We start from the raw sequence: 22806 nt of genomic DNA on the forward strand, positions 1-22806 counted from the left end.
AGCGCGGCCCGGAACTCCGTGAGCGTCTCCGCCACGACGTGCGGGACGCGGTAGCCGGCGCACAGCGCGCCCAGGTCGGCGCCGTGCGGCGTGCCGAAGACGCGCTCGAAGCTCGCCGAGTGCTCCGGCGCGCCCTGCTCCAGCAGCGAGAAGATGCCGCCGCCGTCGTCGTTGAGCACCACGATCGTCAGGTCCGGGCGCTGCTCGGCCGGGCCGGTCAGCAGGCCGGACGCGTCGTGCAGGAACGTCAGGTCGCCCAGCAGCGCGTACGACGGGCCGCGGTGGACGTACGCGGCGCCGATCGCCGTGGACACCGTGCCGTCGATGCCGGCGACGCCGCGGTTGCGGTGCACCAGGACGTCCGGGCGCAGCCGCCCGGCCAGCGCCACGTCCCGGGTCGGGTTGGACGAGCCCACGACCAGCAGCGAGTCCGGCGGCAGCGCGTCCACCAGCTCGGTCGCCACGCGCAGCCCGCTGGGCCACGGCTCCTCGGCCAGCGTCGCGGCGACGGCGGACGCGGCCGCCTCGTCGGCGCGGCGCCAGCTCGCCAGCCACTCCGGGTCGGACGGCTTGGTCGGCTCGTCGAACCACTGCCCGACCTGCCGGACGTTGTGCGCGGGCGCCGGCCAGTCCGAGTCCGGCCGGACCAGCAGCACCTCGACCGACGCGTCCGAGAGCACCTTCTGGATCTGCCGGAACACCGTCGGGCGGCCGAGGCAGAGCACCTGCTCCGGCTTGTGCCGCGAGATGAACTCCTCGACGCCCAGCAGCCACGCGCCGGACGAGATCGCCGTCCCGCCGGACAGCCCGATCCCGCCGGTCTCCGAAATCACCGGCCAGCCGTGCTGCTCGGCCCACTCGCTGGCCGCCTGGACGCCGGTGTCGCACGCGATCACCAGACCGTGCCGCGCCGAGGGCACCACGAACGACGGCAGCGCGCCGAAGTCCGGCAGCTCGGTCCACCGGGACCCGTCAGGACGGCCGTCCAGGGACTCGTACCACTCGCCGTCGTCGTCCACGTCGGGCACGAGCGGCTCGCGGAACGGGATGTTCAGGTGCACCGGCCCGCAGCGCCACTCGCCGTAGGCAGCGTTCCAGGCGCGGCAGATCTGGCTGCGCCAGTACGAGTTCTGCCCGGCCCGCCGCTCGGCGACGGCCAGCTCGTCGAAGTACCGGATGGCGTCGCCGTAGAGCTGGTGCTGGTCGATGACCTGCGACGCACCGGCCGCGCGAAGCTCGGGCGGCCGGTCGGCGGTCAGCACGATCAGCGGGACGCCCGCGCGGTCGGCCTCCAGGACCGCCGGGTGGAAGTTGGCGGCCGCGGTGCCGGACGTGCAGAGCACGGCCACCGGGCGGCCGGTGCGGGCGGCGATGCCGAGGGCCAAGAACGCGGCGCCGCGCTCGTCGATGCGGACGTGGAGCTGCAGCTTCCCGGCCGCCGCCGCGTCGTAGAGCGCGATCGACAGCGGCGCGTTGCGGGAGCCCGGGCAGAGGACGACGTGCGAAACGGTGTTGCGGACGAGTTCGTCGACGATCACCCTGGCCTGCGCGGTGGAAGGGTTCACCGGCAGGCTCCAAGCAGATCAGAGATGTCCACAGGTCCTATTCTCCCAAACGTGGATGACGCCCGAGTTTCCGAGCTGTTCGACCCCGCCGCGTGGACCGAGGTCGAAGGTTTCGCCTTCACCGACATCACCTACCACCGCTCCGCTGAGAGCCGCGGCGGCAAACGCGTCGTACGCGTCGCGTTCGACCGCCCGGAGGTCCGCAACGCCTTCCGCCCGCACACCGTCGACGAGCTCTACCGGGCGCTGGACCACGCCCGGATGAGCTCGGACGTCGGCTGCGTCCTGCTCACCGGCAACGGCCCCTCGCCCAAGGACGGCGGGTGGGCGTTCTGCTCCGGTGGTGACCAGCGTATTCGCGGACGCTCCGGCTATCAGTACGCGAGCGGCGAGACCTCCGACACGGTGGACCCCGCGCAGGCAGGCCGGCTGCACATCCTCGAGGTCCAGCGGCTGATCCGGTTCCTGCCGAAACCGGTGATCGCGGTCGTGCCGGGCTGGGCCGCCGGCGGCGGGCACTCCCTGCACGTGGTGTGCGATCTCACCCTCGCCTCGGCCGAGCACGCGAAGTTCAAGCAGACCGACGCCGACGTCGGCTCGTTCGACGCCGGCTACGGCTCGGCCTACCTGGCGAAGATGGTCGGGCAGAAGTTCGCCCGCGAGATCTTCTTCCTCGGCCGCGAGTACTCCGCCGAGCAGATGCACCAGATGGGCGCGGTCAACGCCGTCGTCCCGCACGCCGACCTCGAAAAAGAGGCCTTGGACTGGGCGTGGACGATCGTCGGCAAGTCGCCGACGGCGCAGCGGATGCTCAAGTACGCGTTCAACCTCACCGACGACGGCATGGTCGGCCAGCAGCTGTTCGCCGGCGAGACCACCCGCCTGGCCTACATGCAGGACGAAGCCGTCGAAGGCCGCGACGCGTTCCTGCAGAAGCGCGACCCCGACTTCAAGGACGTCCCCTATTACTACTGAGCTGCTCCCGATCCCCCTCGACGGCTCCCCCGAGGCCCTCGAGACCCTGCGGCGCGCGGTCGCGGACGCGCTCGGCGGCGGCCCGGCGGTGCTGCCGTTCACCGACCCCGCGCTGCGCGACGCGATGGCCCCGGACGAGCCCGCCGAGCCGGACACGGCCGTGGTCATCGCCACCTCCGGCTCGACCGGCGCGCCGAAGGGCGTGCTGCTCTCGGCCCGCGCGCTGATCGCGTCCGCCGAGGCCACGCACACCCGGCTCGGTGGCCCCGGCCACTGGCTGCTGGCCACCCCGGCGCAGTACATCGGCGGGCTGCAGGTCCTCGTCCGGTCGCTCCTGGCGGAGACCACCCCGGTGTTCCTGACCGGCACCGGCTTCCGCCCGGACGACTTCGCCGCCGCGGCCGCGAAGCTCACCGGCGGCCCGCGCTACACCGCGCTGGTCCCCACCCAGCTGGTCCGCCTACTCGACGACGGCGGCGCCGGGCTCGCCGCGGCCCGCACCTTCGACGCGATCGTCCTCGGCGCCGCCGCGACGACACCGGCGTTGCGGGAACGCGCCGCCGGCGCCGGGGTCCGGATCGTGCCGGCGTACGGGATGAGCGAGACGGCCAGCGGCTGCGTCTACGACGGCTTCCCGCTCGACGGCGTCCAGGTCGACCTCGCCGACGGGCGGATCCGCGTCGCCGGTGCCGTCCTCGCCCACGGCTACCGGCGCCGCCCCGACCTCACCGCGGACGCGTTCGCCGACGGCTGGTTCACCACCTCCGACCGCGGCATCCGCCACGACGACGGCCGGATCGAGGTGCTCGGCCGCGCCGACGACATGATCAACACCGGTGGCGTGAAGGTGTCGGCGAACGCCATCGAACGCGTGCTGTGCGCGCAGCCCGGCGTCCGCGACGCGTGCGTGGTCGGCGTGGCGGACCCGGAGTGGGGCGAGGCCGTGGTCGCGCTGGTCGTCCCAGCAGGTGAGCCGGGTGACCTGCGCGCGGCGGTCCGCGCGGAACTCGGGCCTGCCTCGGCCCCCAAGCGCATCGAATTCGGCACCGAGCTGCCCCTGCGCGGGCCGGGAAAGATCGACCGGGCGGCGGTGAAGACCCGGCTCCAGCCGGGTTCGCACGGCTGAATGGCGGCACTTCGTTGACATTCACGGCGTGCGCACGCTTGGCTACCCACCATGACGCGCTGGTTTCGTACCGCTCTGATCAGCACCGCCGTCGCCCTGGGGGTCCTCCTTCCCGCGGGCGCCGCGCTGGCCGACGGCCCCGCCGTGGACCCGAACAGCGGCCAGCTCACCTGGCAGCTGCCCCCGACCGACTGAGCCCCGGTCCGCCCGGCGGGCACCGCGCCAACCCCTCGATGACGCGGGTCCCGCCGGGCTGCCTCCACCGTGCTCCCGCCACCTTGCGCAGACCTTGCGCAGGGCTTGAACGGGTTCCCGCCGGTCACTGATCGACATGGCGTTGAATGGCGCCATGGCTTCAGTGAGCGAGTGGATCGAGGGGGCCCGCCCGCGGACGCTGCCCAACGCGGTGGCGCCGGTGGTGGCGGGGGTCGGCGCGGCGATCGCGCTGGACGCGTTTTCCTGGTGGCGTTCGGTGCTGGCGCTGCTGGTCTCGCTCTCGCTGATCGTCGGCGTCAACTACGCCAACGACTACTCCGACGGCATCCGCGGCACGGACGAGAACCGCGTCGGGCCGCTGCGGCTGGTCGGGTCGGGGGTGGCCGCGCCGAAGGCCGTGCTGACCGCCGCGCTGGTCTCGCTGGGGCTGGCCGGGGTGCTGGGGCTCGTGCTGGTGGTCACCAGCGGGCACTGGTGGCTGCTGGCGATGGGCGCGCTGTGCATCCTCGGCGCGTGGTTCTACACCGGCGGCAAGAAGCCCTACGGCTACTACGGCTTCGGCGAGATCGCCGTGTTCGTGTTCTTCGGGCTGGCCGGCGTGCTCGGCACGGTGTACGTCCAGGCGGGCCGGGTCAGCTGGGCCGCGCTGGCGTGCGCGGTCGCGGTCGGGTCGTTCTCCACGGCGGTCCTGACGGCCAACAACCTGCGCGACATCCCGACCGACATCGAGTCCGGCAAGCGCACCCTGGCCACCCGCCTCGGCGACGGCGGCACCCGGCGGCTGTACCTGGTGCTGATCACGGTTCCGTACGTGCTCAGCGTGGTACTGGCGGTCACGGGTTACCCGCTGGCGTTCCTGCCCGTGATCAGCATCGCCCTGCTGCTGCCCGCGGTGGGCGCCGTCCACGGCGGGAAGTCCGGGCGTGAGCTGATCCCCGCCCTGCGGGACACCGGCCTGGCGATGCTCCTGTGGGCGGTGGTCACGGCGATCACCGTGAACCTCTAGCTCTCCGGGACGAAGAACTTCCCGGTCGTCAGGAACTCCTCGAACAACGCCGTGTGCGGCGCCAGGTCCAGGCCCTGCTGGGCCAGCCACTCGTCGTTGTAGTACGTGTGCGCGTACCGCTCGCCGCCGTCGCAGAGGAGCGTCACGACGCTGCCCGCCTGGCCGTCCTCGACCATCCGGGAGATGAGCCGGAAGGCGCCGTAGAGGTTGGTGCCGGTCGAGCCGCCCGCCCAGTGGCCGGTGCGCTCGCGCAGCAGGCGGACGGCCGCCAGCGAGCCCGCGTCGGGGATCCGGAACATCTCGTCGATGACGCCGGGCACGAACGACGGCTCGCAGCGCGGGCGGCCGATGCCTTCGATCCGCGACGGCATGCCGGTGGCGTAGTCGAGGGCGCCGGTTTCCCAGGCGCCGTAGAACGACGAGTTCTCCGGGTCGACCACGCAGATCTTCGTGGTGTGGCGCTTGTAGCGGACGTACCGGCCGAAGGTCGCGCTCGTGCCGCCGGTGCCCGCGCCGACCACGATCCACGCCGGCACCGGGTGGCGTTCCGAGCGCATCTGCGCGAACACCGACTCGGCGATGTTGTTGTTGCCGCGCCAGTCCGTCGCGCGCTCGGCGTAGGTGAACTGGTCGAGGTAGTGCCCGCCGCACTCGGCCGCGAGCCGCTCGGCCTCCGGGTACATGGCCGGGGCTTCGTCGACGTAGTGGCACTCGCCGCCGTAGAACTCGATGAGGGCGATCTTCTCCCGGGACGTGCGCCGCGGCACGACCGTGATGAAGCGCAGCCCGAGCATCCGGGCGAAGTAGGCCTCGGACACCGCGGTCGAGCCGCTGGAGGCCTCGACGAGCACGGTGTCCGGCCCGATCTGGCCGTTGACCAGCCCGTACAGGAACAGCGACCGGGCGAGGCGGTGCTTCAGCGAGCCGGTCGGGTGGACGGACTCGTCCTTGAGGTAGAGGTCGATGCCCCACTCCGGGGGCAGCGGGAAGACGTGCAGGTGCGTGTCGGCGCTGCGGTTGGCGTCGGCCTCGATGATCCGGACGGCTTCGCGGACCCAGCTGCGGCTGTGGCTCATTCCGGCTGCCCGGCCGAGTCGCCGCGGAGCTGCGCGCGCAGCTGGGCACGGGCCCGGGCGCGCTTCTCGTTGCGCTTCGCCAGGCCGGCCGTGACCCTGGCGTTGAGGCCGCGGAACAGCAGCAGGCCCAGCGGGAGCCCGACGACCAGGCCGATGAGCAGCGCCACCAGCAGCGGCACGCCGGCCAGGGACAGGCCCCACGCGATCGCCCCGACCAGCACGAACCGCGCCAGCAGGTACAGCGTCAGGTCACGCGGCAGGTTTCCGGCCTTCTCGTCGCTCACACCAAAGCAGGCTACGCCCCGCCGGCCCGGTCCTTCTGCAGGCCCGCGTTGTTCGGGCGGCCTTCGAACCGGGTCGAGAGCACGACCGTGGTGTTCGTCCGCCCGACGCCGGGGATGCGGCGGAGCCGGCCCAGGCTCCGCTCCAGCTCGTCGACGGTCGCGACGCGCACCTTGATGACGAACGCCTCGTCGCCCGCGACCGCGTAGCAGCTCTCGACCTCGTCGAGCTCGCCGAGCGCCTGGGCGACGTCGTCCTCGGTCGCGGTGTCGGTGGGATGGATGCCGACGAGGGCGGTGACGCCGAGCCCGACCGAGCTCGGGTCGACGACCGCGTGGTAGCCGGTGATCACGCCGGCGGCTTCCAGCTTGCCGACCCGCTCGTGCACCGATGAGGCGGACAGCCCGACGGCCCGCCCGAGGTCGGCGTAGGTGGCCCGTCCGTTGATGCGCAACGCCGCGATGATCTTCCGGTCCAACTGATCCACGGGGATCACTCTATGCGGTTGGACAATCCCCCATTGGCACCACACCTCGCGGCCGGCGACCGGCAGCGACGGCGTTTCCGCACTTCACGTCACGGAACAATAAGTTGCGGACCGTCAACAAACTGTCCGTTTTGACCTTTAAGGGCTCTTTACTCTTGGACAACCGTTCGAGTACCTGACGGGTGAAGTGCAACGATTGCCGTGTTGGCTACCCCGGCGCGACGGGCAGAAGGGCCCGGATGCCTCCGGTATAGCAGTGAGTTCGTTAAGGAGGCGGAAAATGACCGCGACGATGGGCGGACGCCTGCTCACCCCAGGAGAGGTGGCAGCGCTGTTCCGGGTGGACCCCAAGACGGTGACGCGGTGGGCGACGGCGGGCCGCATCGGCTCCATCCGGACCCCGGGCGGGCACCGGCGGTTCCGGGAGTCCGAGGTGAACGAGCTCCTGGCCGAGCTGACCACCGACGCCAGCGAACCGGCGCGCAACGCCTGAACCAGCTCCGGCGCGGGGCCGTGTCGGGTACGGGGAAGCACCCCGTCCCGCGCGGCCCCTTTTCGTTCGCCGCGTCACCCGCGTGACGTCGCGGGAGCCGAAACCCGGCCGAAGAGGCTAACCTCGGGGGACCCACACGGAAGGATCCGGCATGCTCGCTCTGCTCGCGGCGGTCGGCGCGCTGGTCGTCGCCCTGCTCCTGTGGCGGTCGTTCGCCGGCCAGCGGATGGTGCCTTCGACCCCGCGCCGCGCCCCGCTCGCCCCGGACGACGACCCCGACTTCCTGCGCCAGCTGGCCGAACAGCAGCGCAAGCGCCGGGACGAAGAGGGCTGAGCGAGGCTTTACCTTCCCCGCAGCCCGTCGTGAGTGGCGAGTCGGGTTAGAACCCGACTGAACACTCACGACCGGGTGGGCGAGCGGCTCAGCGGTAGCCCTGCGAGAGCGGGGTCGCGAAGCCGTCTGCGACGGTGGCCGCCAGCTCCAGCAGCGCCAAGCGCGTGTCGCCGGTGAGCCGGTCCAGCTCGATCTCCGCGCCTTCCTCCAGGTGCGGGTCGAACGGCACCTTGCAGACCGCGCGGACCTTCGCGCCGAAGTGGGCCGACAGCTTGTCGAGGTCGACCGAGCCGCCCTTGGGGCGGACCGAGTTGATCACCGCGACCGAGCGTTTCACCAGCTCGCCGTAGCCGTGAGCCTCGAGCCAGTCCAGCGTCGCCGAGGCGCTGCGGGCGCCGTCGACCGAGCCGGACGAGACGACCACCAGCGCGTCCGCGACGTCCAGGACGCCCTTCATCGCCGAGTGCATCAGGCCGGTGCCGCAGTCGGTGAGCACGATGTTGTAGAAGTGCTCCAGCAGGTTGACCGTCCGCCGGTAGTCGTCCTCGGAGAAGGCCTCCGACACGGCCGGGTCCTGCTCGCTGGCGAGGATTTCCAGCCGGCTCGAGCCCTGGGACGTGTAGGACCGGACGTCGCTGTAGCGCGTGATGCGGGCCGCGTCGCGCAGCAGGTGGCGGACCGTCGCCGTGGTCTCCAGCGGGAGCTTCTGCGACAGCGTGCCGCGGTCCGGGTTCGCGTCCACGGCGACCACCCGGTCACCGCGCAGGGAAGCGAACGTCGCACCCAGCGTCGTCGTCACCGTGGTCTTGCCGACGCCGCCCTTCAGCGACAGCATCGCGATCTTGTAGCAGCCGCGCAGGGGCTGGTTGACGCGCGCGATCAGCTCGCGGCGGCGGGTGTCCGCTGGGCTCTCCCCCGGGTTGACCAGCTTGCCGCTGCCGACGTAGAGGGCCTTGCGCCAGCCGGACTGCGGGGGTCGCTTGACCTGCTTGACCAGGTGCGCCGTCGACAGGTCGTGGCCGTGGCCCGGGTGCTGCTGCTGCGGCGGCGCCGCGTGCCGCCCGCCCTGGGGCTGCGGCAGGCCCGGCTGCTGCTGCGGGTACTGGGCCTGGGCGTACTGCTGCGCCGGGTCGCCGTACTGCGGCTGCAGCGGGGGCAGGTTCTGGTCGTAGCCGTACGGCTGCCCCTGGGGCACCTGGTGCGGCCCCGAGACGGCCGGGTTGACCTGGTGCGGGCCGGACACCGCCGGGTTGGGCGGCGGCGGGACGGCCTGCGTGGGCTGCACGTCGTAGGCCCCGGACGTCTCCGGGTGCGGGTGGGAGTCCGTCCGATCCTCGGCGAACAAGCCCGGTTGCTGCGGGGCAGCGGCCGGTTCAGCCTGTTCGGGGTGGCCAGGAGCCGATTCTTCGCTGGGTCCGGTCACCGGTGTAAACCTCCGCGCACTCCGCCCGACATCGCACTCCCCCGGTCACGACGGTAGTCGGAGTCCCCGCGGGACGCTCAGCCCACCCCGGCGTAGGAGTGCAAGCCCGCCGTGACGAGGTTCACGAAGAACAGGTTGAAGATGATCGCGGCGAACCCCACGATGTTGATGGCCGCGGCCCGGGCCCCGCGCCAGCCCGCGGTCGCCCGCGAGTGCAGGTACGCCGCGTAGACCACCCAGGCGATGAACGCGACGGTCTCCTTGGGGTCCCAGCCCCAGAACCGGCCCCACGCCGACTCGGCCCAGACGGCGCCGCAGAGCACGCCGAAGGTGAACACCGGGAAGGCGAAGATGGTGGTCCGGTAGGCGATCCGGTCGAGGACGTCGGCCGCGGGCAGCTTCGAGGCGAACCGGGCGAACTTCGTCTCGTCCTTCTCGTAGGCCGCGCGGAACAGGTACAGCACGCTCGCCACGCCCGGGACCAGGAACACGCCCGAGCCGATGATGGCCGCCGAGACGTGGATGACCAGCCAGTACGACTGCAGCGCGGGCTGGACCGGCGCCGCGATCGTGTACAGCAGCGTGCCGTTGATGAACATCAGGATCACGACGGGCAGCAGCAGGAAGCCGGTGAGGTGCCGGACCGGGAACTTCCACATCACGAGGATCCAGGTGACCACCGTGATGAAGGTGACCGCCATGCCGTACTCGTACATGTTGCCCCACGGCGCGCGGTGCACGGCGAGCCCGCGCAGCACGATCGCCGACAGCTGCAGCAGCGCGCCGAGCACGAGCAGCGACGCGCCCATCTTGCCGATCCGCTCGGGACGGCCGGACGTGCGCGGCGTGGCCGGGACCTCTTCGACGGGCGGGCCGCCGGCGCCGACGAGCTCGCGCGCGCGGAGCTTCGCCCGCTCGGTGGCGAGCCGGCCCTTGGCGCCGAAGCCCTGCTCGATCAGCGTCATCATCAGCGCGACGACGTAGATCGCCGCGGCGGTGGTGTAGAGCCAGTCGCTGTAGGTCGACAGCGTCTCGTTGATCGGCATGCCTCAGCCCTTCTGACCACTGATCAGGCGTTCACTGATCCGGTGGAACTCTTCGCCGTACCCGGCCTGGTCGGTGCGGGCCAGCCCGGCGACCTCGATCACGGTACCCGGGTCGTCTTCGGTCCCCGGCTTCACCCGCACCCACAGCCGCCGCCGCTTGACCAGCAGTGACGCGCCGAGGCCGAGGAACATCGCGATGGCGAAGCCGAGCACGAACCCCTGCGTCGGGTCGTGGGAGACCTGCAGGGAAACCCAGTGGTTGACGCCGTCGAAGCGGACCTTCGTGCCGTCGTCGAGCTTGATCTCCTGGCCGACCTTGAGGTTCTCGCGGGCGACCTTCTTCAGCCTGCCGTCGTCCACCAGCGACTGGTCGATCTCGAACACCGACTGCCCGCGCCCGGCGTCGAGGCCGAGGTCGCCGCGCATGATGTCGACGGCCACGGACGGGTCCTTCAGCTCCGGCGCCGACGACGTGAGGACGTTGCCGTGCATGAAGGACGTCGGGGCGAACAGGCCGGTGACGGCGAGCTGGCGGGTCCGCCGCTGCACCTCGTCGGTGACGCCGGGCTGGTCGAACTTCGTCGCGCCCTCGGCGAGCATCGTGGTCGGGTCGACCGTGCGCCACTGGGTGTTCTGGGTGCGCTTGCTGCCGTCCGGGAAGGTGACGGTGAACTGCGGCGAGTACCCCTGGCCGAGCAGGTAGACGCGGTCGCCCGCGGTCCGCAGCGGCGAGTTGACCTCGAGGCCGTACGGGCGCCAGGTGTTCGTTTCGAGGTCTTCGCCGGACTGGTACTCGATGTTCGCGTGGTAGTACTCCGGCTCGCCGGCCGGGGTGTAGCGCACGGTGAAGTCGTTGACCTTGACGCAGAACGGGTCGAGGTCGGTGCCGTCGACGCGCAGCCCGGCGTTGAAGGAGTCGTAGTTGTAGATGCCGGAGTTGCAGAAGCTGTCGCCGTCGGCCTGGACGATGACCTGGCCCTCGTAGCCGAACATCTTGCCCAGCGCGAAGAACACGATCAGGCCGAGCATGCTGAAGTGGAAGACGAGGTTGCCGGTCTCGCGCAGGAACCCGCGTTCGGCGGAGATCGTGCGGACGCCGTCGGCTTCCTCGCGCTCGATCCGGCGCCAGCCCGAGAGTTGCTTGTGGACGGCCGCGATCTCGGCTCCGACGTCGGACTTGCCGCGGCCGAGCCGGTAGTGCGGCATCCGGGCCAGGTTGCGCGGGGTCAGCACCGGCTTGGCGCGCATCGCCTTGACGTAGTCGAAGCTGCGCGGGGTCAGGCAGCCGACCAGCGAGATCATCAGCAGCAGGTAGATGGCCGAGAACCAGATGCTGGAGTAGACGTCGTAGAACTCGAGCTTGTCGAGCAGGGTGCCCCACCAGCCGTGCGCGCTGATGTACTCGTCGACCTTGGGGGCGTTGAGCTTCCGCTGCGGCAGGAGCGCACCCGGCAGGGCGGCCAGCGCGAGCAGGAACAGCAGGACGAGCGCGGTGCGCATCGACGTGAGGCCGCGCCAGGTGTTGCGGATGAAGGCGAACGTCCGCTTCGCCGGCGTCGGGCCCTGCGGGGTCTTCGGGGGCGCTTCCGTGGTCGTCACAGCGGCAGCTCCAGGTTGCCGGCGAGCTCGTTGCGGAGCCAGCCCATCAGGTCGCCCCAGACGCCGGTGACCAGCAGGATGCCGACGACCATCAGCAGCACGCCGCCGAAGACCTGCACCTGGCGGCCGTGGCGGCGCACCCAGTCGGTGGCGCGCACGGCCCAGCGGGCGCCGAGCGCGATCAGCAGGAACGGCAGCCCGAGGCCGAGGCAGTAGACGGCGATCAGCAGGTAGCCGCGGGCTTCGGCCCCGCCGGTGGCGCTGGCCAGCGTCGTGACGGCCGAGAGCGTCGGGCCGATGCAGGGCGTCCAGCCGAGCCCGAAGATCGCGCCGAGCAGCGGCGCGCCCCAGACGCCGCCGCGCGGGACGTGGTGCGAGCGGACCTCGCGCTGCAGGCCGGGGATCCAGCCGAGGAAGACCAGCGCCATGGCGATCGTCAGTACCCCGCCGATGCGCTGGAGGATGTCCTGGTTGAGCACGAGCGTGTCGGCCAGCCAGACGAGCGTGCCGAGGGTGGCGACGAACACGACGGTGAACCCGAGCACGAAGAGCAGCGCGGCGCCGAGAACGGCCCACCGGCCCTTCTTGCGCTCTTCGTCGGCGCTGACCGCGGGGGCGTCCGCCCCGACGAGCGCGGCGAGGTACGCGAGGTACCCCGGCACGAGCGGCACCACGCACGGCGAGGCGAACGAGATGGTGCCGGCCAGCAGCGCGACGCCCGCGGCGAGCAGCAGCGGTCCGGAGATCGCCAGCTCGGTAACGGAGTTCACCCCGTTGAGGGTAGGGAGTGAGGTCCGGGTGAGAACTCCGGGGCCGCTTCACAGGACCTCGGTCACAGCAGTTCAGGACCTTGGTCCCGGCGTTCAGGCCTGCCCCCGACGACGTGAATGACTCATTCATGTCGTCGGAGGACAGGAATGAGTCATTCACGTCATCGGAGCACAGGACCCCGGGCAAAGTCGCCGCGGCTTGCCCGACGGCGGCTTCACCGACGTCTTGAATGACTCATTCAGGTCTTCGGAGGTCTTGAATGAGTCATTCAAGACACCGCAGGCCGCCCGGCGCCGGTCGGTTCAGACCGAGGGCGGTCGGCCCCGACGACTTTGCCCGGGGCCCTGTCGCCGGAGGACATGAATGAGTCATTCACGTCATCGCGGCGGACCGGTCAGGCAGCCGCTCGTGCGGTGCCCACCACCCCGCAGCCCGATTGTGACTACGGACGGGAGCACCGCGTCAAGGCGGGAAAGATGCCTTGACCCGGCACTCCCGTCCGTGTTCTGGCTTCGGATCGGGGTGGTGGGCGGGGTCTGGATGGGGACCGGTTCCGCTGCCGGTCAGGCCGGTTCGGCCTCCAGGCGCTGGGTTACCGGGAGGAGGTCCTGGGCCAGCACCGGGCGCAGGAAGACCGCCGCCACTCGATGTTGTTTGTCCAGGACGATCGTCGACGGGATGATGTTGCGCGGGTAGCCGCTCAGCTTGAGCAGCACCCGGCCGTCCGGGTCGTAGATCGACGGGTACGTCAGCTGGCGGTCGCGGACGAAGTCCTGGGCCACCTCGCGGGCCGGGTCGCGGACGTCGATGCCCACCACCTGGATGCCCGGGGCCTGGCGGGCCAGCGACTCCAGCTCCGGCACCTCCGTGCGGCACGGCCCGCACCACTGGCCCCACAGGTTGAGGACCACGACCTTGCCGGGGAAGTCCGCCAGCGACAGCTGCTTGCCCTCGTGCATCAGGTCGTCGCCCGCCAGCACCGGGGCGGTCTGGCGCTGGGCGGCGTCGTAGGTGATGTCGACCTTGCCGCCCGGGGAGACGAAGCTGAAGCTGCTCCCCTGCACCACCGCGTCCTTGCCTGCGCTGCAGCCGGCCAGCGCCAGTACCGCCACGGCCCCGATGACCAGCCGTTTCATGCCCCGGTCACCTTCGGGTCGGTGGTGCCCGCCGGCTCGCTGTAGACGATCTCCCGCAATGCGTCGCCGTCGAAGACCAGTGACGTCAGGGACGCCAGCGAGCACTGGCGGCGGCGGGGGTCGTGCCACAGCCGCTTGCCCTCGAGGAACCGACGGAGCGTCCAGATCGGCAGCTGGTGCGACACGCACAGGGCCTCGTGCCCCTCCGCCGCCTCGCGGGCGCGGTGGACCGCGCCGAGCATCCGGTGCGCGATTTCGAGGTACGGCTCGCCCCACGACGGCTTGAACGGGTTGACCAGCTTGGGCCAGTGGCGAGGCTCGCGCAGCGCGCCGTCGCCGACCGCCACGTGCAGGCCTTCGAACTGGTTGCCCGCCTCGATCAGGTCCTCGTCGGTCGCGATGTCGAGCCGGTGCGCCGCGGCGATCGGGCCCGCCGTCTCCTGCGCGCGCTGCAGCGGCGACGCGACGACGTGCGCGAGGTCGTGGCCCGCGACGGCCTCGGCGACCGTCAGCGCCTGGCGCTGCCCGCGCTCGGACAGCCGGTAGCCCGGCAGCCGGCCGTAGAGGATCTTCTCCGGGTTGTGCACTTCGCCGTGCCGCAGCAGGTGGACGACGGTGGTCACTGGACGGCTCCGGCCGCCGCGCGCGCCGCCGCGGGCAGGGCCGCTTCGATCACCGAGAACGCTTCGTCGTCCATGGCCGCGTTGACGAACCAGGCCTCGTACGCGCTCGGGGGCGCGTACACGCCTCCGTCGAGCAGCGCGTGGAAGAACGGCGGGAACCGCCACGTCTCGGACGCCTGCGCGCCGGCGTAGTCGCGGACCGGCCGGTCGCCGAAGAACACGCTCACCAGGTTGCCCGCGTACTGGACGTGGTGCGCGACGCCGACCTCACCGAGAGCCGCTTCGAACAGCGAGCCGAGGCGCTTGGCGTTGGCGTCGAGAGCCGCGTACACGGCGTCGTCGGCCGCGCGCAGCGTCGCGAGGCCCGTGGCGACCGCGACGGGGTTCCCGGACAGCGTCCCGGCTTGGTAGACCGGCCCGCCCGGGGCGAGCTTGGCCATCACGTCGGCGCGGCCGCCGAAGGCCGCCGCCGGCAGGCCGCCGGACATCACCTTGCCGAACGTGTAGAGGTCGCCCGCCACGCCTTCGAGGCCGAACCAGCCCGCGCGCGAGACGCGGAACCCGGTCATCACCTCGTCCATGACCAGCAACGCGCCGTGTTCGTGGGCGATGTCGCGCAGCGCGGCGTTGAAGCCTTCGTCCGGCGCGACCGCACCCATGTTGCCTGCCGCGGCCTCGGTGATCACCGCGGCGATCTCGCCCGGGTTGTCCGCGAAGGCCTTCCGGACGGCGTCGAGGTCGTTGTAGGGCAGCACCAGCGTGTCCGCGGCCTGGGCGCCGGTGACGCCCGGCGACGTCGGCAGCCCCAGCGTGGCGACACCGGAGCCGGCCTGCGCGAGCAGCGCGTCGACGTGACCGTGGTAACACCCGGCGAACTTCACGATCTTCGAGCGCCCGGTGAACCCGCGGGCCAGCCGGATCGCGCTCATCGTGGCCTCGGTGCCCGAGTTGACCAGGCGGACCCGCTCGACCGGCTCGACCCGGCCGATGATCTCCTCGGCCAGCTCGACCTCACCGAGCGTCGGGGTGCCGAAGGACAGCCCGGACGTCGCCGCCGCGCGCGCCGCCTCGACGACCGCCGGGTGCGCGTGGCCCAGGATCATCGGGCCCCAGGAGGAGACCAGGTCGACGTAGCGGTTGCCGTCGGCGTCCCACAGGTGCGGGCCTTCGCCGCGGACCATGAACCGCGGGGTGCCGCCGACGGAGTTGAACGCCCGGACCGGCGAGTTCACCCCACCCGGGATGGCCGCCTTCGCGCGTTCGAACCATGCCTTGGACTGCTCGGTTCCAGTGCTCACCCGTCCAGTCTCGCAAACGTCAGCGAGCAGCCTCTTGGGTGATGGCCTGCGCGGTGACCGTGCCGTCTTCACCGGCCTGGCCCTGGACCACGACGGTCGAGCCCGGCTTGAGGTCGGACAGCTTGGCCTGCTGGGTCACGCCGACCGTGGTCGAGTCCGATGTGGACACCTTGACCTCGGTGCCCTGCGCGGTCTTGACGTACACCGTGGTGCCGTCGACACGGTCGACCGTGCCGGTGGTGCCGCGGCCGCCGCGGAACCCACCGGCCTGTTGCCCGGCTTGCGGACCAGCCTGGGTGCCGCCGGCCGTGCGGGTGGGCGTCGACGAGGACGACGAGCCGAACGCCGCGTGCGTCCAGGCGCCGCCGCCGAACGCGACCGCGAGGACGACGAGCCCGGCCAGCACCAGCGTCGCGCGCGAGAACGGCTTGGCCGCCCGGCGCATCTCGGCGTTCAGGTCGCCGTCGACCGCCGGGGTCGCGACGATCTCCTCCGCGCTCGGCGGGGTCGTGGGGGAAGACATCGGAACTCCTTATTCGTGCCGCAAGGCGTCGATGGGCCGGAGCTTGGCCGCCCGGTTCGCCGGGAAGCTGCCGAAGAACAGCCCGATCAGGGCGGAGACCGCGAAGGCGAGCAGGATCGACGACGGCACCACGACAGGCTTGATCCCGGAGATGGTGAACCGGCTGCCGACCAGCCCGATCGCGACGCCGAGCAGCCCGCCGAACAGGCTGAGCATGGTCGCTTCGGCGAGGAACTGGCCGAGGATGGCCGCGCGCGGGGCGCCGATGGCCTTGCGGATGCCGATTTCGCGGATCCGCTCGGTCACCGTGACGAGCATGATGTTCGTGACGCCGATCCCGCCGACCAGCAGCGAGATCGCCGCGACCGCCGCCAGCAGCACGGTGAACGTCTCGGTCGCCGACGTCCGGGTCGCCAGGAGCTGCTCGGAGTTCTGGATCTGGTAGTCGGCGGTGCCGCCGAGCCGGATGCCGTGGCGGGCGTTGAGGATCGCGGTGATCTCGGACTGGGCCAGCGACACCGAGTCCGCGCTGGTGGCCTGGACGGCGATCTGGCTGAGGCTGCCGTACCCGGCCAGGGAGTTCTGGACGGCCGAGATCGGCGCGATGGCGACGTCGTCGGCGTTCTGCAGCCCGGTGCTGCCCTTGGCCTGCAGCACGCCGACCACGGTGAACTGGATGCTGTTGAGCAGCACGTTCTTGCCGACCGGGTCCGCCGTGCCGAAGATCGATTCCGCGGTCGTCGGGCCGAGCACGACGACCTTCCGCGCGGCCGTGACGTCTTCGGCGGTGAACAGCTGACCCTGGGCGAGTTCGCGGTTGGTGGTCGTGAAGTACGCGGGTTCGGTGCCGGCGACGCTGGGGATGTCGTACGACGTCTGCCCGTAGGTCGCGGTCGCCGTCGTGTTCACCACCGGCGACGCGGCTTTGACGTCCGGCGCGCCGACGGGGTCGACGAGCGCGTGCGCGTCCTGGACGGTCAGCGGCCGCGCCGAAGCGCCCTGCCCGCCGCCGCGCGCCGGGGAGACGTTGACCACGTTGGTGCCGAGGCCCTGGATGCTGGCCGCGATGGCCGCCGACGCGCCGTTGCCGACCGCGACGAGCAGGATCACCGCGGCGACGCCGATGGTGATGCCGAGCGTGGTGAGCGCCGAGCGCAGCTTGTTCGCGGTGAGCCCGCGGACGGCGAAGCGCAGGATTTCGAGGAGGTTCACGAGACCGCTCCGACCGCGCGCGTGACTTCGTCCGACACGATGAGCCCGTCGTCGACCCGCACGACGCGGTGCGCGTGCGCGGCGACCTCGTCTTCGTGCGTGATCACGACGATGGTGCGGCCGAGGGCGTTGAGCCGGTCGAACACGCCGAGGACGTCTTCGGTGCTGCGGCGGTCGAGGTTGCCGGTCGGCTCGTCGGCCAGCAGCATCGCCGGGCCGGTGACCAGCGCCCGCGCCACGGCGACGCGCTGGATCTGCCCGCCCGACAGCTCGCTCGGCAGGTGCTTGGCCCGGTCGGACAGGCCGACCATCTCCAGCGCGGCGAGCGCGCGCCGCCGCCGTTCCGACCGTTTCAGTCCACTGTAGACGAGTGGAAGCTCCACATTGGACAACGCCGACGTCCGCGGCACGAGGTTGAACGACTGGAAGATGAAGCCGATCTTCCGGTTGCGCAGCAACGCCAATTGCCGTTCGTTCAGCTTGCCGACGCCGAAACCGTCGAGGAGGTACTGGCCGGACGTCGGGACGTCGAGGCAGCCCAGCATGTTCAGCAGCGTCGACTTCCCCGAGCCGGACGCGCCCATGATGGCGACGTATTCGCCCGGCCAGACGGTGAGCTCGACGCCGCGCAGCGCGTGCACCGCCGTCTCGCCCTCGCCGTAGGTCTTGCGCAGCGCGGAAACCGCGATCACGGGCTTCACCCGCGGCCGCCGAATCCGCCGCCGGCGCCCGTGCCCGTACCGCGCTGGCCGCCGGGGAACCCGCCGGTCCCGCCACCGGGGAACCCGCCGGTGCCACCGGTCCCGGTGCCGGTCCGGCCGGTACCGGTGGTCGCGGACGCCCCGGTGAGCACGACGCTTTCGCCTTCGGTCAGCCCGGACGTGATCTGCACGGTCGACTCGCCGCGGATGCCGATCTGCACCTGGCGCGTCACGTTCTGGCCGTTCTCCTGCACGGTGACGACGTTGGTGTTGCCGGCGGTCGTCACGGCCGCGGCCGGCACGCTCAGCGCGTTGTCGGCGGAGGCGACGGTGATCACGACGCTCGCCGACTGGCCGGGCCGCAGCCCGTCCGGCGGGGCGGTCAGCGCGAGCTGGGCGCCGTAGGAGACGACGCTGCCGCTCGTGGTCGGGGTCAGGTTGATGCTCGAGACGGTGGCCTGGATCGGCTTGTCCGGCAGCGCGTTGAGCGTCACCGTGGCCTTCTGGCCGGTCTTGACCTTGCTGACGTCGATCTCGGCGACCGAGGTGTTCACGACCAGGCCGGTCATGTTGGTGATGGTGATGAAACCGCTGCTGGAGCTGGAACTGCTGCTCGACGCGGCGCTGTTCGACGAGCCCTGCCCGCCCTGGCCGCTGCCGCTGCTGCTGCTCGACGACTGGGAGCTGCTCGCCGAACCGCTGGAGGACTGCTGGCCGACGGTGCCGTTGACGGCGGTGACCGTGCCGGCGCCGGGCGCGTAGAGCGTCGTGTTGTCGAGGGCTTCCTGCGCGGTCTGGACGTCCAGCTGGGCCTGGTCGAGCTTGGCCTGCGCCGACGTGACGCTGTTCGCCGCCGACTGCGTGCTGTTCTGGCCGTTCTGCCCGGTCGCCGGGGTGGCCTCGGCGTCTTCGGCGGTGTCCAGGTTGTCCTGGGCGACCGCGAGGTTCGCCTTCGCGACCTGGAGCTGCTTCGCCGCCTGCGTGCTGTCGACGGTCGCGAGCTTCTGGCCGGCGCTGACGACGTCCCCGACCTTGACGTCGATCGAGGTGACCTTGCCGGCGGTCGCGAAGTTCGCCGCGCCGGTGTAGCTGCTGGCGAGGGTCCCGGCGGCGGAGATGGTCTCGGTGACCGTCGCGCGGCGCACCTGCGTGCTGCGCGTCTGCGCCTGCGCCGTGTTCGGCTCGGGGCTGAATGCCTGGTATATCCCGAAACCCGCTCCGGCCAGCAGCACGACCAGAGCACCGTTGATCACCCATGCCTTCGAGGCACGCACCCGCGTCATGCGGCAACCTTGGGACCGCCGCTTAGCAATTGACTGTTGGTTCCCTGTGCGGGAGCTGTGTATCAGTCCTTGCGCTTGAGCTGCCGCGCACGCATCGCGAGCAGCAGCTGACGCACCGCGTCGACCAGCAGCAGCGCGGCCACGGTCCCGAGCCCGATGGCGGCGGCGAGCGACCCGCCGAAGTACCGGTGCGACTCGAGCACGGCGCCGTCGTCGGTCCGCGTGACGACGGTGGCGGCACCGGAGTGCCAGAACGCGTAGGCCCCCCACCCGGCGGCCACGGCCAGCACGACTTCCACGACGGCGACGAGCAGCCGCCACGGCTTGTTCAGCCGTGCCTGCGGGCCGGGTTCAGCCGGCGGCCAGAGCTCGGCCCCGGTGGGCTGCGGAAGGTCGATCACAGCGGGGATTTTCTCATGCTTCCTTCCGTGTCGCCCGGACGAGCCGGTCGAGCGCGTCCCGCAGGGCTTCGACGTCCTTCGCCCACGCCAGCACCACGGTGCCGTCCGCGAGCTCCACCGGCAGCGAGTCGTACTTGCGCGGCACCGACCAGCCGCCACCCAGGACCCGCGCCCCGACCGGCGCCCCGACGTCCGTCACCGAAACGAGCTGGTCCGCCGGGACCTTCTCGCGGCCCTGGCGCAGCTGCTTCGTCGTCACCTCGAGCGAGAGGAACCGGCGTCGCGCGTACACCCACGGCACCGTGATCGCGCACAGCCCCACGCCGACCAGCAGCCAGCCCACGACGTGCACCGGGCCGCCCGTCACCAGCTCGAACAGCGCGCCGAACACCGCGAACACCGGGCCCCACACGACGGCGCCCCAGCTCACGCCGGATTCGGCGTAGAGCCGGTCGCTCACGGCTTGCGGCCGGCCTTCGGGAAGTAGCCCGCCACCGACGGCAGGTACATCAGCACCAGCGCGATCACGAACAGCAGCACTGAGACCAGCGTCAGGTAGTTGATGATCGGCGCGATCGTCATGATCAGCAGCAGCATCACGATCGGCAGGATGGTCAGCACCGTCCGGGCCGAGCGCGTGCCTTCGCGGGCCTTGTACGCGAAGAGCAGGAACAGCAGCACGAACACGACCGCGCCGCCGAGCAGGTACCACAGCAGCGTCGTGACGCCGTCCGCGATCATCTGCGGCGTGTACTTCGGGTCGGTGGTGGCCTTCACGAACTGGTCGATGACGGCCGACTTGCTGCTCAGCAGCTGGACGTAGCTGAGGATGAGCACCACGCCACCGGCGAGCCACAGCCAGAACGACACGGCCACCGGACGCGGCGGCGTCGCCTTGGGCGCCTTCTGCCCCGGCAGCACCGGATCCGGCGAGCGGCCCTTCTTGCGGCGTTCGTCGTCGGTCAGACCGGTGAGGTCCTCTTTGTCTTCCACGGCGTGGACTCTAACGGGTCAGTCCAGCCAGGCAGCGGCTTCCGCGGCCCAGTACGTGAGGATCATGTCGGCGCCCGCGCGGCGGATCGACGTGAGGACCTCGAGCACGGTCCGTTCCCGGTCCAGCCAGCCGTTGGCCGCGGCGGCTTCGACCATCGCGTACTCGCCCGAGATGTTGTACGCCGCCACCGGCACCGGGGAGATGTCGGCGGCCGCCTTGATCACGTCGAGGTAGGCCAGCGCCGGCTTGACCATGATCATGTCCGCGCCCTCGGCGAGGTCCAGCTCGATCTCGCGCAGCGCCTCGCGGCCGTTGCCCGGGTCCTGCTGGTAGGTCTTGCGGTCGCCCTTGAGCTGGGAGTCGACGGCCTCGCGGAACGGGCCGTAGAACGCGCTGGCGTACTTCGCGGAGTAGGCGAGGATCGCCTTGTCGCTGTGCCCGACCTCGTCGAGCGCCCGGCGGATCACGCCGATCTGGCCGTCCATCATCCCGGACGGCCCGAGCACGTGCGCCCCGGCTTCGGCCTGCGCGACGGCCATCTCGGCGTAGATGCGCAAGGTGGCGTCGTTGTCGACCTCGCCATCGGCGTCCAGGACGCCGCAGTGGCCGTGGTCGGTGAACTCGTCGAGGCAGGTGTCGGCCATCAGCACGGTGGCGTCGCCGAGCTCGTGCCGCAGGTCGCGCAGGGCGACGTTGAGGATGCCGTTCTCGTCGAGGGCTCCGGAGCCCTCGGCGTCCCGGGTCTTGGGGATACCGAACAGCATCAGCCCGCCGACCCCGGCGTTGACCGCGTCGACCGCGGCCTTCCGCAGCGTGTCGCGGGTGTGCTGGACGACGCCCGGCATGCTCGCGATCGGCCGTGGCGAGTCGAGGCCTTCGGCGACGAACATGGGGAGGATCAGCTGGCGTGGCCGCAGCGTCGTTTCACCCACCAGCCTGCGCATGGCCGGGGTGGTGCGAAGCCTGCGGGGACGATGCTCGGGGAACACTCCGACCAGGTTACTCCCGCCCGTTCCCGAAAAGCCGTGAAGGCCTCCTTCCCGGTCATAAAAGCCGGTAAGGAGGCCTTCACGGACTCTGCGAACCTCAGGAGCGGCGGGCCCGCTTCGCCTTGCGCGGCGGCGGCAGGGCGCCCTCCGCGCGGAGCCGGGCGGCGTGCTCGGCCAGCGCGTCCACCAGGTGCGGGACGTCGGCCTTCTCCGGCTGGACGTCGACCCGAAGCCCGAATTCCACCGCGGTTTCCGCGGTCTTCGGGCCGATGCACGCGACCAGCGTGCGGGTGTGCGGCTTGCCGGCGATGCCGACCAGGTTCCGCACGGTCGAAGACGAGGTGAAGCAGACCGCGTCGAAACCGCCGGTCTTGATCATCTCGCGGGTCTCGGCGGGCGGCGGGGCGGCCCGGACGGTCCGGTAGGCCGTCACGTCGTCGATCTCCCAGCCGCGCTCGCGCAGGCCGGCCGACAGGGTCTCGGTGGCGATGTCCGCCCGCGGCAGCAGCACGCGGTCGACCGGGTCGAGGACGTCGTCGTACGGCGGGAACTCGGCCAGCAGGCCCTCGGACGACTGCTCGCCCGACGGGACCAGCTCCGGGATGATGCCGAACGAGCGCACCTTCGCCGCGGTCGACTCGCCGACGCAGGCGATCTTCACGCCGGAGAACGCGCGGGCGTCGAGCCCGAACTCCTCGAACTTCTCCCACACCGCGCGGACCGCGTTGGTGGAGGTGAAGACGATCCACTGGTAGCGGCCGTCGACCAGGCCCTTGACCGAGCGCTCCATCTGCGCCGGGCTGCGGGGCGGCTCGACCGAGATGGTCGGGACCTCGTGCGACGTCGCGCCGTGGCCGCGCAGGCGCTCGGCCATCTCGCCGGCCTGCTCCTTGGTGCGCGGCACCAGGACCTTCCAGCCGTACAGCGCGCGCGACTCCCACCACGACAGCTTCGAGCGCTGCCCGGCGGCCTGGCCGATCGTGACGATCAGCGGCCCGACGAGCTCGCCCGCGTCGTTGGCGACCTTCTCGAGCGTGGTGTCGAGGGTGCGCTGGGTGTTGATGGTGCCGTTCGCGGTGACCGCGACCGGGGTCGACGCCGGGAGGCCGTTGCCGGTCAGCGCCGACGCGGCCTCGGCCAGGTGCGCCGACGTCGCGTGCAGCACCAGCGGGCCGGGCGCGGCGGCCAGCGCCGCCCAGTCCACGTCGCCGCGGACGTCGACCTCGACGTGCGTGCCACCGAGCGCA

The 22806-nt window shown here is 71.4% G+C and carries 26 protein-coding genes; 6 read left to right on the forward strand and 20 right to left on the reverse strand.

Annotated elements, in window-relative coordinates; all coding sequences use genetic code 11:
• A partial coding sequence (gene menD, locus G3I65_RS13805; protein ID WP_163046684.1) for a 2-succinyl-5-enolpyruvyl-6-hydroxy-3-cyclohexene-1-carboxylic-acid synthase occupies positions 1-1565 on the reverse strand: 1565 nt, incomplete at its 3' end.
• Positions 1566-1616: 51 nt separating this feature from the next.
• On the opposite strand from menD, the gene G3I65_RS13810 reads away from it, so the two are divergent.
• The 4 genes from G3I65_RS13810 to G3I65_RS13820 all read left to right on the forward strand — a co-directional run bounded on the left by G3I65_RS13810 (position 1617) and on the right by G3I65_RS13820 (position 4888).
• Positions 1617-2540 carry a 1,4-dihydroxy-2-naphthoyl-CoA synthase gene (locus G3I65_RS13810; RefSeq protein WP_160696463.1) on the forward strand — a complete coding sequence of 308 codons (924 nt, stop codon included), beginning with the start codon at positions 1617-1619 and terminating at the stop codon, positions 2538-2540.
• A gap of 1 nt (position 2541) precedes the next feature.
• Entirely contained in the window at positions 2542-3666 is a 1125-nt protein-coding gene (gene menE, locus G3I65_RS13815) for an o-succinylbenzoate--CoA ligase (protein WP_203612381.1), read from the forward strand.
• Positions 3667-3717: 51 nt separating this feature from the next.
• Entirely contained in the window at positions 3718-3861 is a 144-nt protein-coding gene (locus G3I65_RS56465; RefSeq protein ID WP_166640064.1) for a hypothetical protein, read from the forward strand.
• 154 nt (positions 3862-4015) lie between these two features.
• Positions 4016-4888, forward strand: a complete 873-nt coding sequence (locus G3I65_RS13820) for a 1,4-dihydroxy-2-naphthoate polyprenyltransferase (RefSeq protein WP_163046685.1) — start codon at positions 4016-4018, stop codon at positions 4886-4888.
• On the opposite strand, the gene G3I65_RS13825 is transcribed toward G3I65_RS13820, so the two are convergent.
• Genes G3I65_RS13825 through G3I65_RS13835 form a run of 3 tightly spaced genes read right to left on the reverse strand, consistent with a single transcriptional unit; the run spans position 4885 to position 6733 of the window.
• Positions 4885-5964 (reverse strand): PLP-dependent cysteine synthase family protein, encoded by a 1080-nt coding sequence (locus tag G3I65_RS13825; protein WP_160696464.1) that lies wholly within the window; start codon positions 5962-5964, stop codon positions 4885-4887. The two genes, G3I65_RS13820 and G3I65_RS13825, sit on opposite strands and share 4 nt — an antisense overlap.
• Positions 5961-6248 carry a DUF4229 domain-containing protein gene (locus G3I65_RS13830; protein ID WP_160696465.1) on the reverse strand — a complete coding sequence of 96 codons (288 nt, stop codon included), beginning with the start codon at positions 6246-6248 and terminating at the stop codon, positions 5961-5963. The genes G3I65_RS13825 and G3I65_RS13830 overlap by 4 nt, the downstream gene beginning before the upstream one ends.
• Before the next feature lie 11 nt (positions 6249-6259).
• On the reverse strand, positions 6260-6733 hold the full coding sequence (locus G3I65_RS13835) for an Lrp/AsnC family transcriptional regulator (RefSeq protein ID WP_163046686.1): 474 nt from the start codon (positions 6731-6733) through the stop codon (positions 6260-6262).
• Positions 6734-7013: 280 nt separating this feature from the next.
• Here G3I65_RS13835 and G3I65_RS13840 point away from each other — a divergent pair, with 280 nt between their 5' ends.
• A complete protein-coding gene (locus G3I65_RS13840; RefSeq protein ID WP_003081896.1) occupies positions 7014-7226 on the forward strand; it encodes a BldC family transcriptional regulator in 213 nt (70 codons plus the stop codon).
• Positions 7227-7377: 151 nt separating this feature from the next.
• Positions 7378-7560 carry a hypothetical protein gene (locus G3I65_RS13845; protein WP_086865237.1) on the forward strand — a complete coding sequence of 61 codons (183 nt, stop codon included), beginning with the start codon at positions 7378-7380 and terminating at the stop codon, positions 7558-7560.
• An 88-nt stretch (positions 7561-7648) separates the two neighbouring features.
• On the opposite strand, the gene G3I65_RS13850 is transcribed toward G3I65_RS13845, so the two are convergent.
• The 16 genes from G3I65_RS13850 to G3I65_RS13925 all read right to left on the reverse strand — a co-directional run.
• Positions 7649-8983, reverse strand: a complete 1335-nt coding sequence (locus G3I65_RS13850; protein ID WP_160696466.1) for a MinD/ParA family protein — start codon at positions 8981-8983, stop codon at positions 7649-7651.
• Between the two features lie 77 nt (positions 8984-9060).
• A complete protein-coding gene (gene ccsB / locus G3I65_RS13855; RefSeq protein WP_160696467.1) occupies positions 9061-10029 on the reverse strand; it encodes a c-type cytochrome biogenesis protein CcsB in 969 nt (322 codons plus the stop codon).
• Positions 10030-10032: 3 nt separating this feature from the next.
• The gene (locus G3I65_RS13860; protein WP_160696468.1) at positions 10033-11628 is read right to left on the reverse strand and encodes a cytochrome c biogenesis protein ResB; all 1596 of its coding nucleotides are present in this window, start codon (positions 11626-11628) and stop codon (positions 10033-10035) included.
• On the reverse strand, positions 11625-12398 hold the full coding sequence (locus G3I65_RS13865; protein ID WP_125310222.1) for a cytochrome c biogenesis CcdA family protein: 774 nt from the start codon (positions 12396-12398) through the stop codon (positions 11625-11627). Before G3I65_RS13865 ends, G3I65_RS13860 begins: the two co-directional genes overlap by 4 nt.
• Positions 12399-12962: 564 nt before the next feature.
• Positions 12963-13535 (reverse strand): redoxin domain-containing protein, encoded by a 573-nt coding sequence (locus G3I65_RS13870; RefSeq protein WP_160696469.1) that lies wholly within the window; start codon positions 13533-13535, stop codon positions 12963-12965.
• Complete coding sequence (locus G3I65_RS13875; RefSeq protein WP_160696470.1) at positions 13532-14158, reverse strand: histidine phosphatase family protein; 627 nt, start codon at positions 14156-14158, stop codon at positions 13532-13534. The genes G3I65_RS13870 and G3I65_RS13875 overlap by 4 nt, the downstream gene beginning before the upstream one ends.
• Positions 14155-15456, reverse strand: a complete 1302-nt coding sequence (gene hemL / locus G3I65_RS13880) for a glutamate-1-semialdehyde 2,1-aminomutase (protein ID WP_160696471.1) — start codon at positions 15454-15456, stop codon at positions 14155-14157. Before hemL ends, G3I65_RS13875 begins: the two co-directional genes overlap by 4 nt.
• 19 nt (positions 15457-15475) lie before the next feature.
• Positions 15476-15979, reverse strand: coding sequence for a hypothetical protein (locus G3I65_RS13885; protein WP_160696472.1), 504 nt, complete (start codon positions 15977-15979; stop codon positions 15476-15478).
• 9 nt (positions 15980-15988) lie between these two features.
• Entirely contained in the window at positions 15989-17191 is a 1203-nt protein-coding gene (locus G3I65_RS13890; RefSeq protein ID WP_160696473.1) for an ABC transporter permease, read from the reverse strand.
• On the reverse strand, positions 17188-17892 hold the full coding sequence (locus G3I65_RS13895) for an ABC transporter ATP-binding protein (protein ID WP_125310234.1): 705 nt from the start codon (positions 17890-17892) through the stop codon (positions 17188-17190). Before G3I65_RS13895 ends, G3I65_RS13890 begins: the two co-directional genes overlap by 4 nt.
• The gene (locus tag G3I65_RS13900; protein ID WP_160696474.1) at positions 17889-19175 is read right to left on the reverse strand and encodes an efflux RND transporter periplasmic adaptor subunit; all 1287 of its coding nucleotides are present in this window, start codon (positions 19173-19175) and stop codon (positions 17889-17891) included. The genes G3I65_RS13895 and G3I65_RS13900 overlap by 4 nt, the downstream gene beginning before the upstream one ends.
• 62 nt (positions 19176-19237) lie before the next feature.
• Entirely contained in the window at positions 19238-19576 is a 339-nt protein-coding gene (locus tag G3I65_RS13905) for a hypothetical protein (protein WP_160696475.1), read from the reverse strand.
• Positions 19577-19589: 13 nt separating this feature from the next.
• Complete coding sequence (locus G3I65_RS13910) at positions 19590-20036, reverse strand: cell envelope integrity protein CreD (protein WP_160696476.1); 447 nt, start codon at positions 20034-20036, stop codon at positions 19590-19592.
• Positions 20033-20569, reverse strand: a complete 537-nt coding sequence (locus G3I65_RS13915; RefSeq protein ID WP_125310242.1) for a hypothetical protein — start codon at positions 20567-20569, stop codon at positions 20033-20035. The genes G3I65_RS13910 and G3I65_RS13915 overlap by 4 nt, the downstream gene beginning before the upstream one ends.
• Positions 20570-20587: 18 nt before the next feature.
• A complete protein-coding gene (gene hemB, locus G3I65_RS13920; RefSeq protein ID WP_160696477.1) occupies positions 20588-21559 on the reverse strand; it encodes a porphobilinogen synthase in 972 nt (323 codons plus the stop codon).
• A 97-nt stretch (positions 21560-21656) separates the two neighbouring features.
• Positions 21657-22806 (reverse strand): uroporphyrinogen-III synthase (locus tag G3I65_RS13925; protein WP_160696478.1); only part of this gene is annotated, 1150 nt, incomplete at its 5' end.

The sequence above is a fragment of the Amycolatopsis sp. SID8362 genome, from assembly GCF_010550475.1.
Taxonomy (GTDB): domain Bacteria; phylum Actinomycetota; class Actinomycetes; order Mycobacteriales; family Pseudonocardiaceae; genus Amycolatopsis; species Amycolatopsis eburnea.

Bases quoted from the DNA above. Each gene is read 5' to 3' on its own strand.
- G3I65_RS56465 (WP_166640064.1), top strand. From the start codon at position 3,718: ATGACGCGCTGGTTTCGTACCGCTCTGATCAGCACCGCCGTCGCCCTG.
- G3I65_RS13840 (WP_003081896.1), top strand. From the start codon at position 7,014: ATGACCGCGACGATGGGCGGACGCCTGCTCACCCCAGGAGAGGTGGCA.
- G3I65_RS13870 (WP_160696469.1), bottom strand. From the start codon at position 13,535: ATGAAACGGCTGGTCATCGGGGCCGTGGCGGTACTGGCGCTGGCCGGC.
- ccsB (WP_160696467.1), bottom strand. From the start codon at position 10,029: ATGCCGATCAACGAGACGCTGTCGACCTACAGCGACTGGCTCTACACC.
- G3I65_RS13825 (WP_160696464.1), bottom strand. From the start codon at position 5,964: ATGAGCCACAGCCGCAGCTGGGTCCGCGAAGCCGTCCGGATCATCGAG.
- G3I65_RS13845 (WP_086865237.1), top strand. From the start codon at position 7,378: ATGCTCGCTCTGCTCGCGGCGGTCGGCGCGCTGGTCGTCGCCCTGCTC.
- G3I65_RS13900 (WP_160696474.1), bottom strand. From the start codon at position 19,175: ATGACGCGGGTGCGTGCCTCGAAGGCATGGGTGATCAACGGTGCTCTG.
- G3I65_RS13885 (WP_160696472.1), bottom strand. From the start codon at position 15,979: ATGTCTTCCCCCACGACCCCGCCGAGCGCGGAGGAGATCGTCGCGACC.
- G3I65_RS13820 (WP_163046685.1), top strand. From the start codon at position 4,016: ATGGCTTCAGTGAGCGAGTGGATCGAGGGGGCCCGCCCGCGGACGCTG.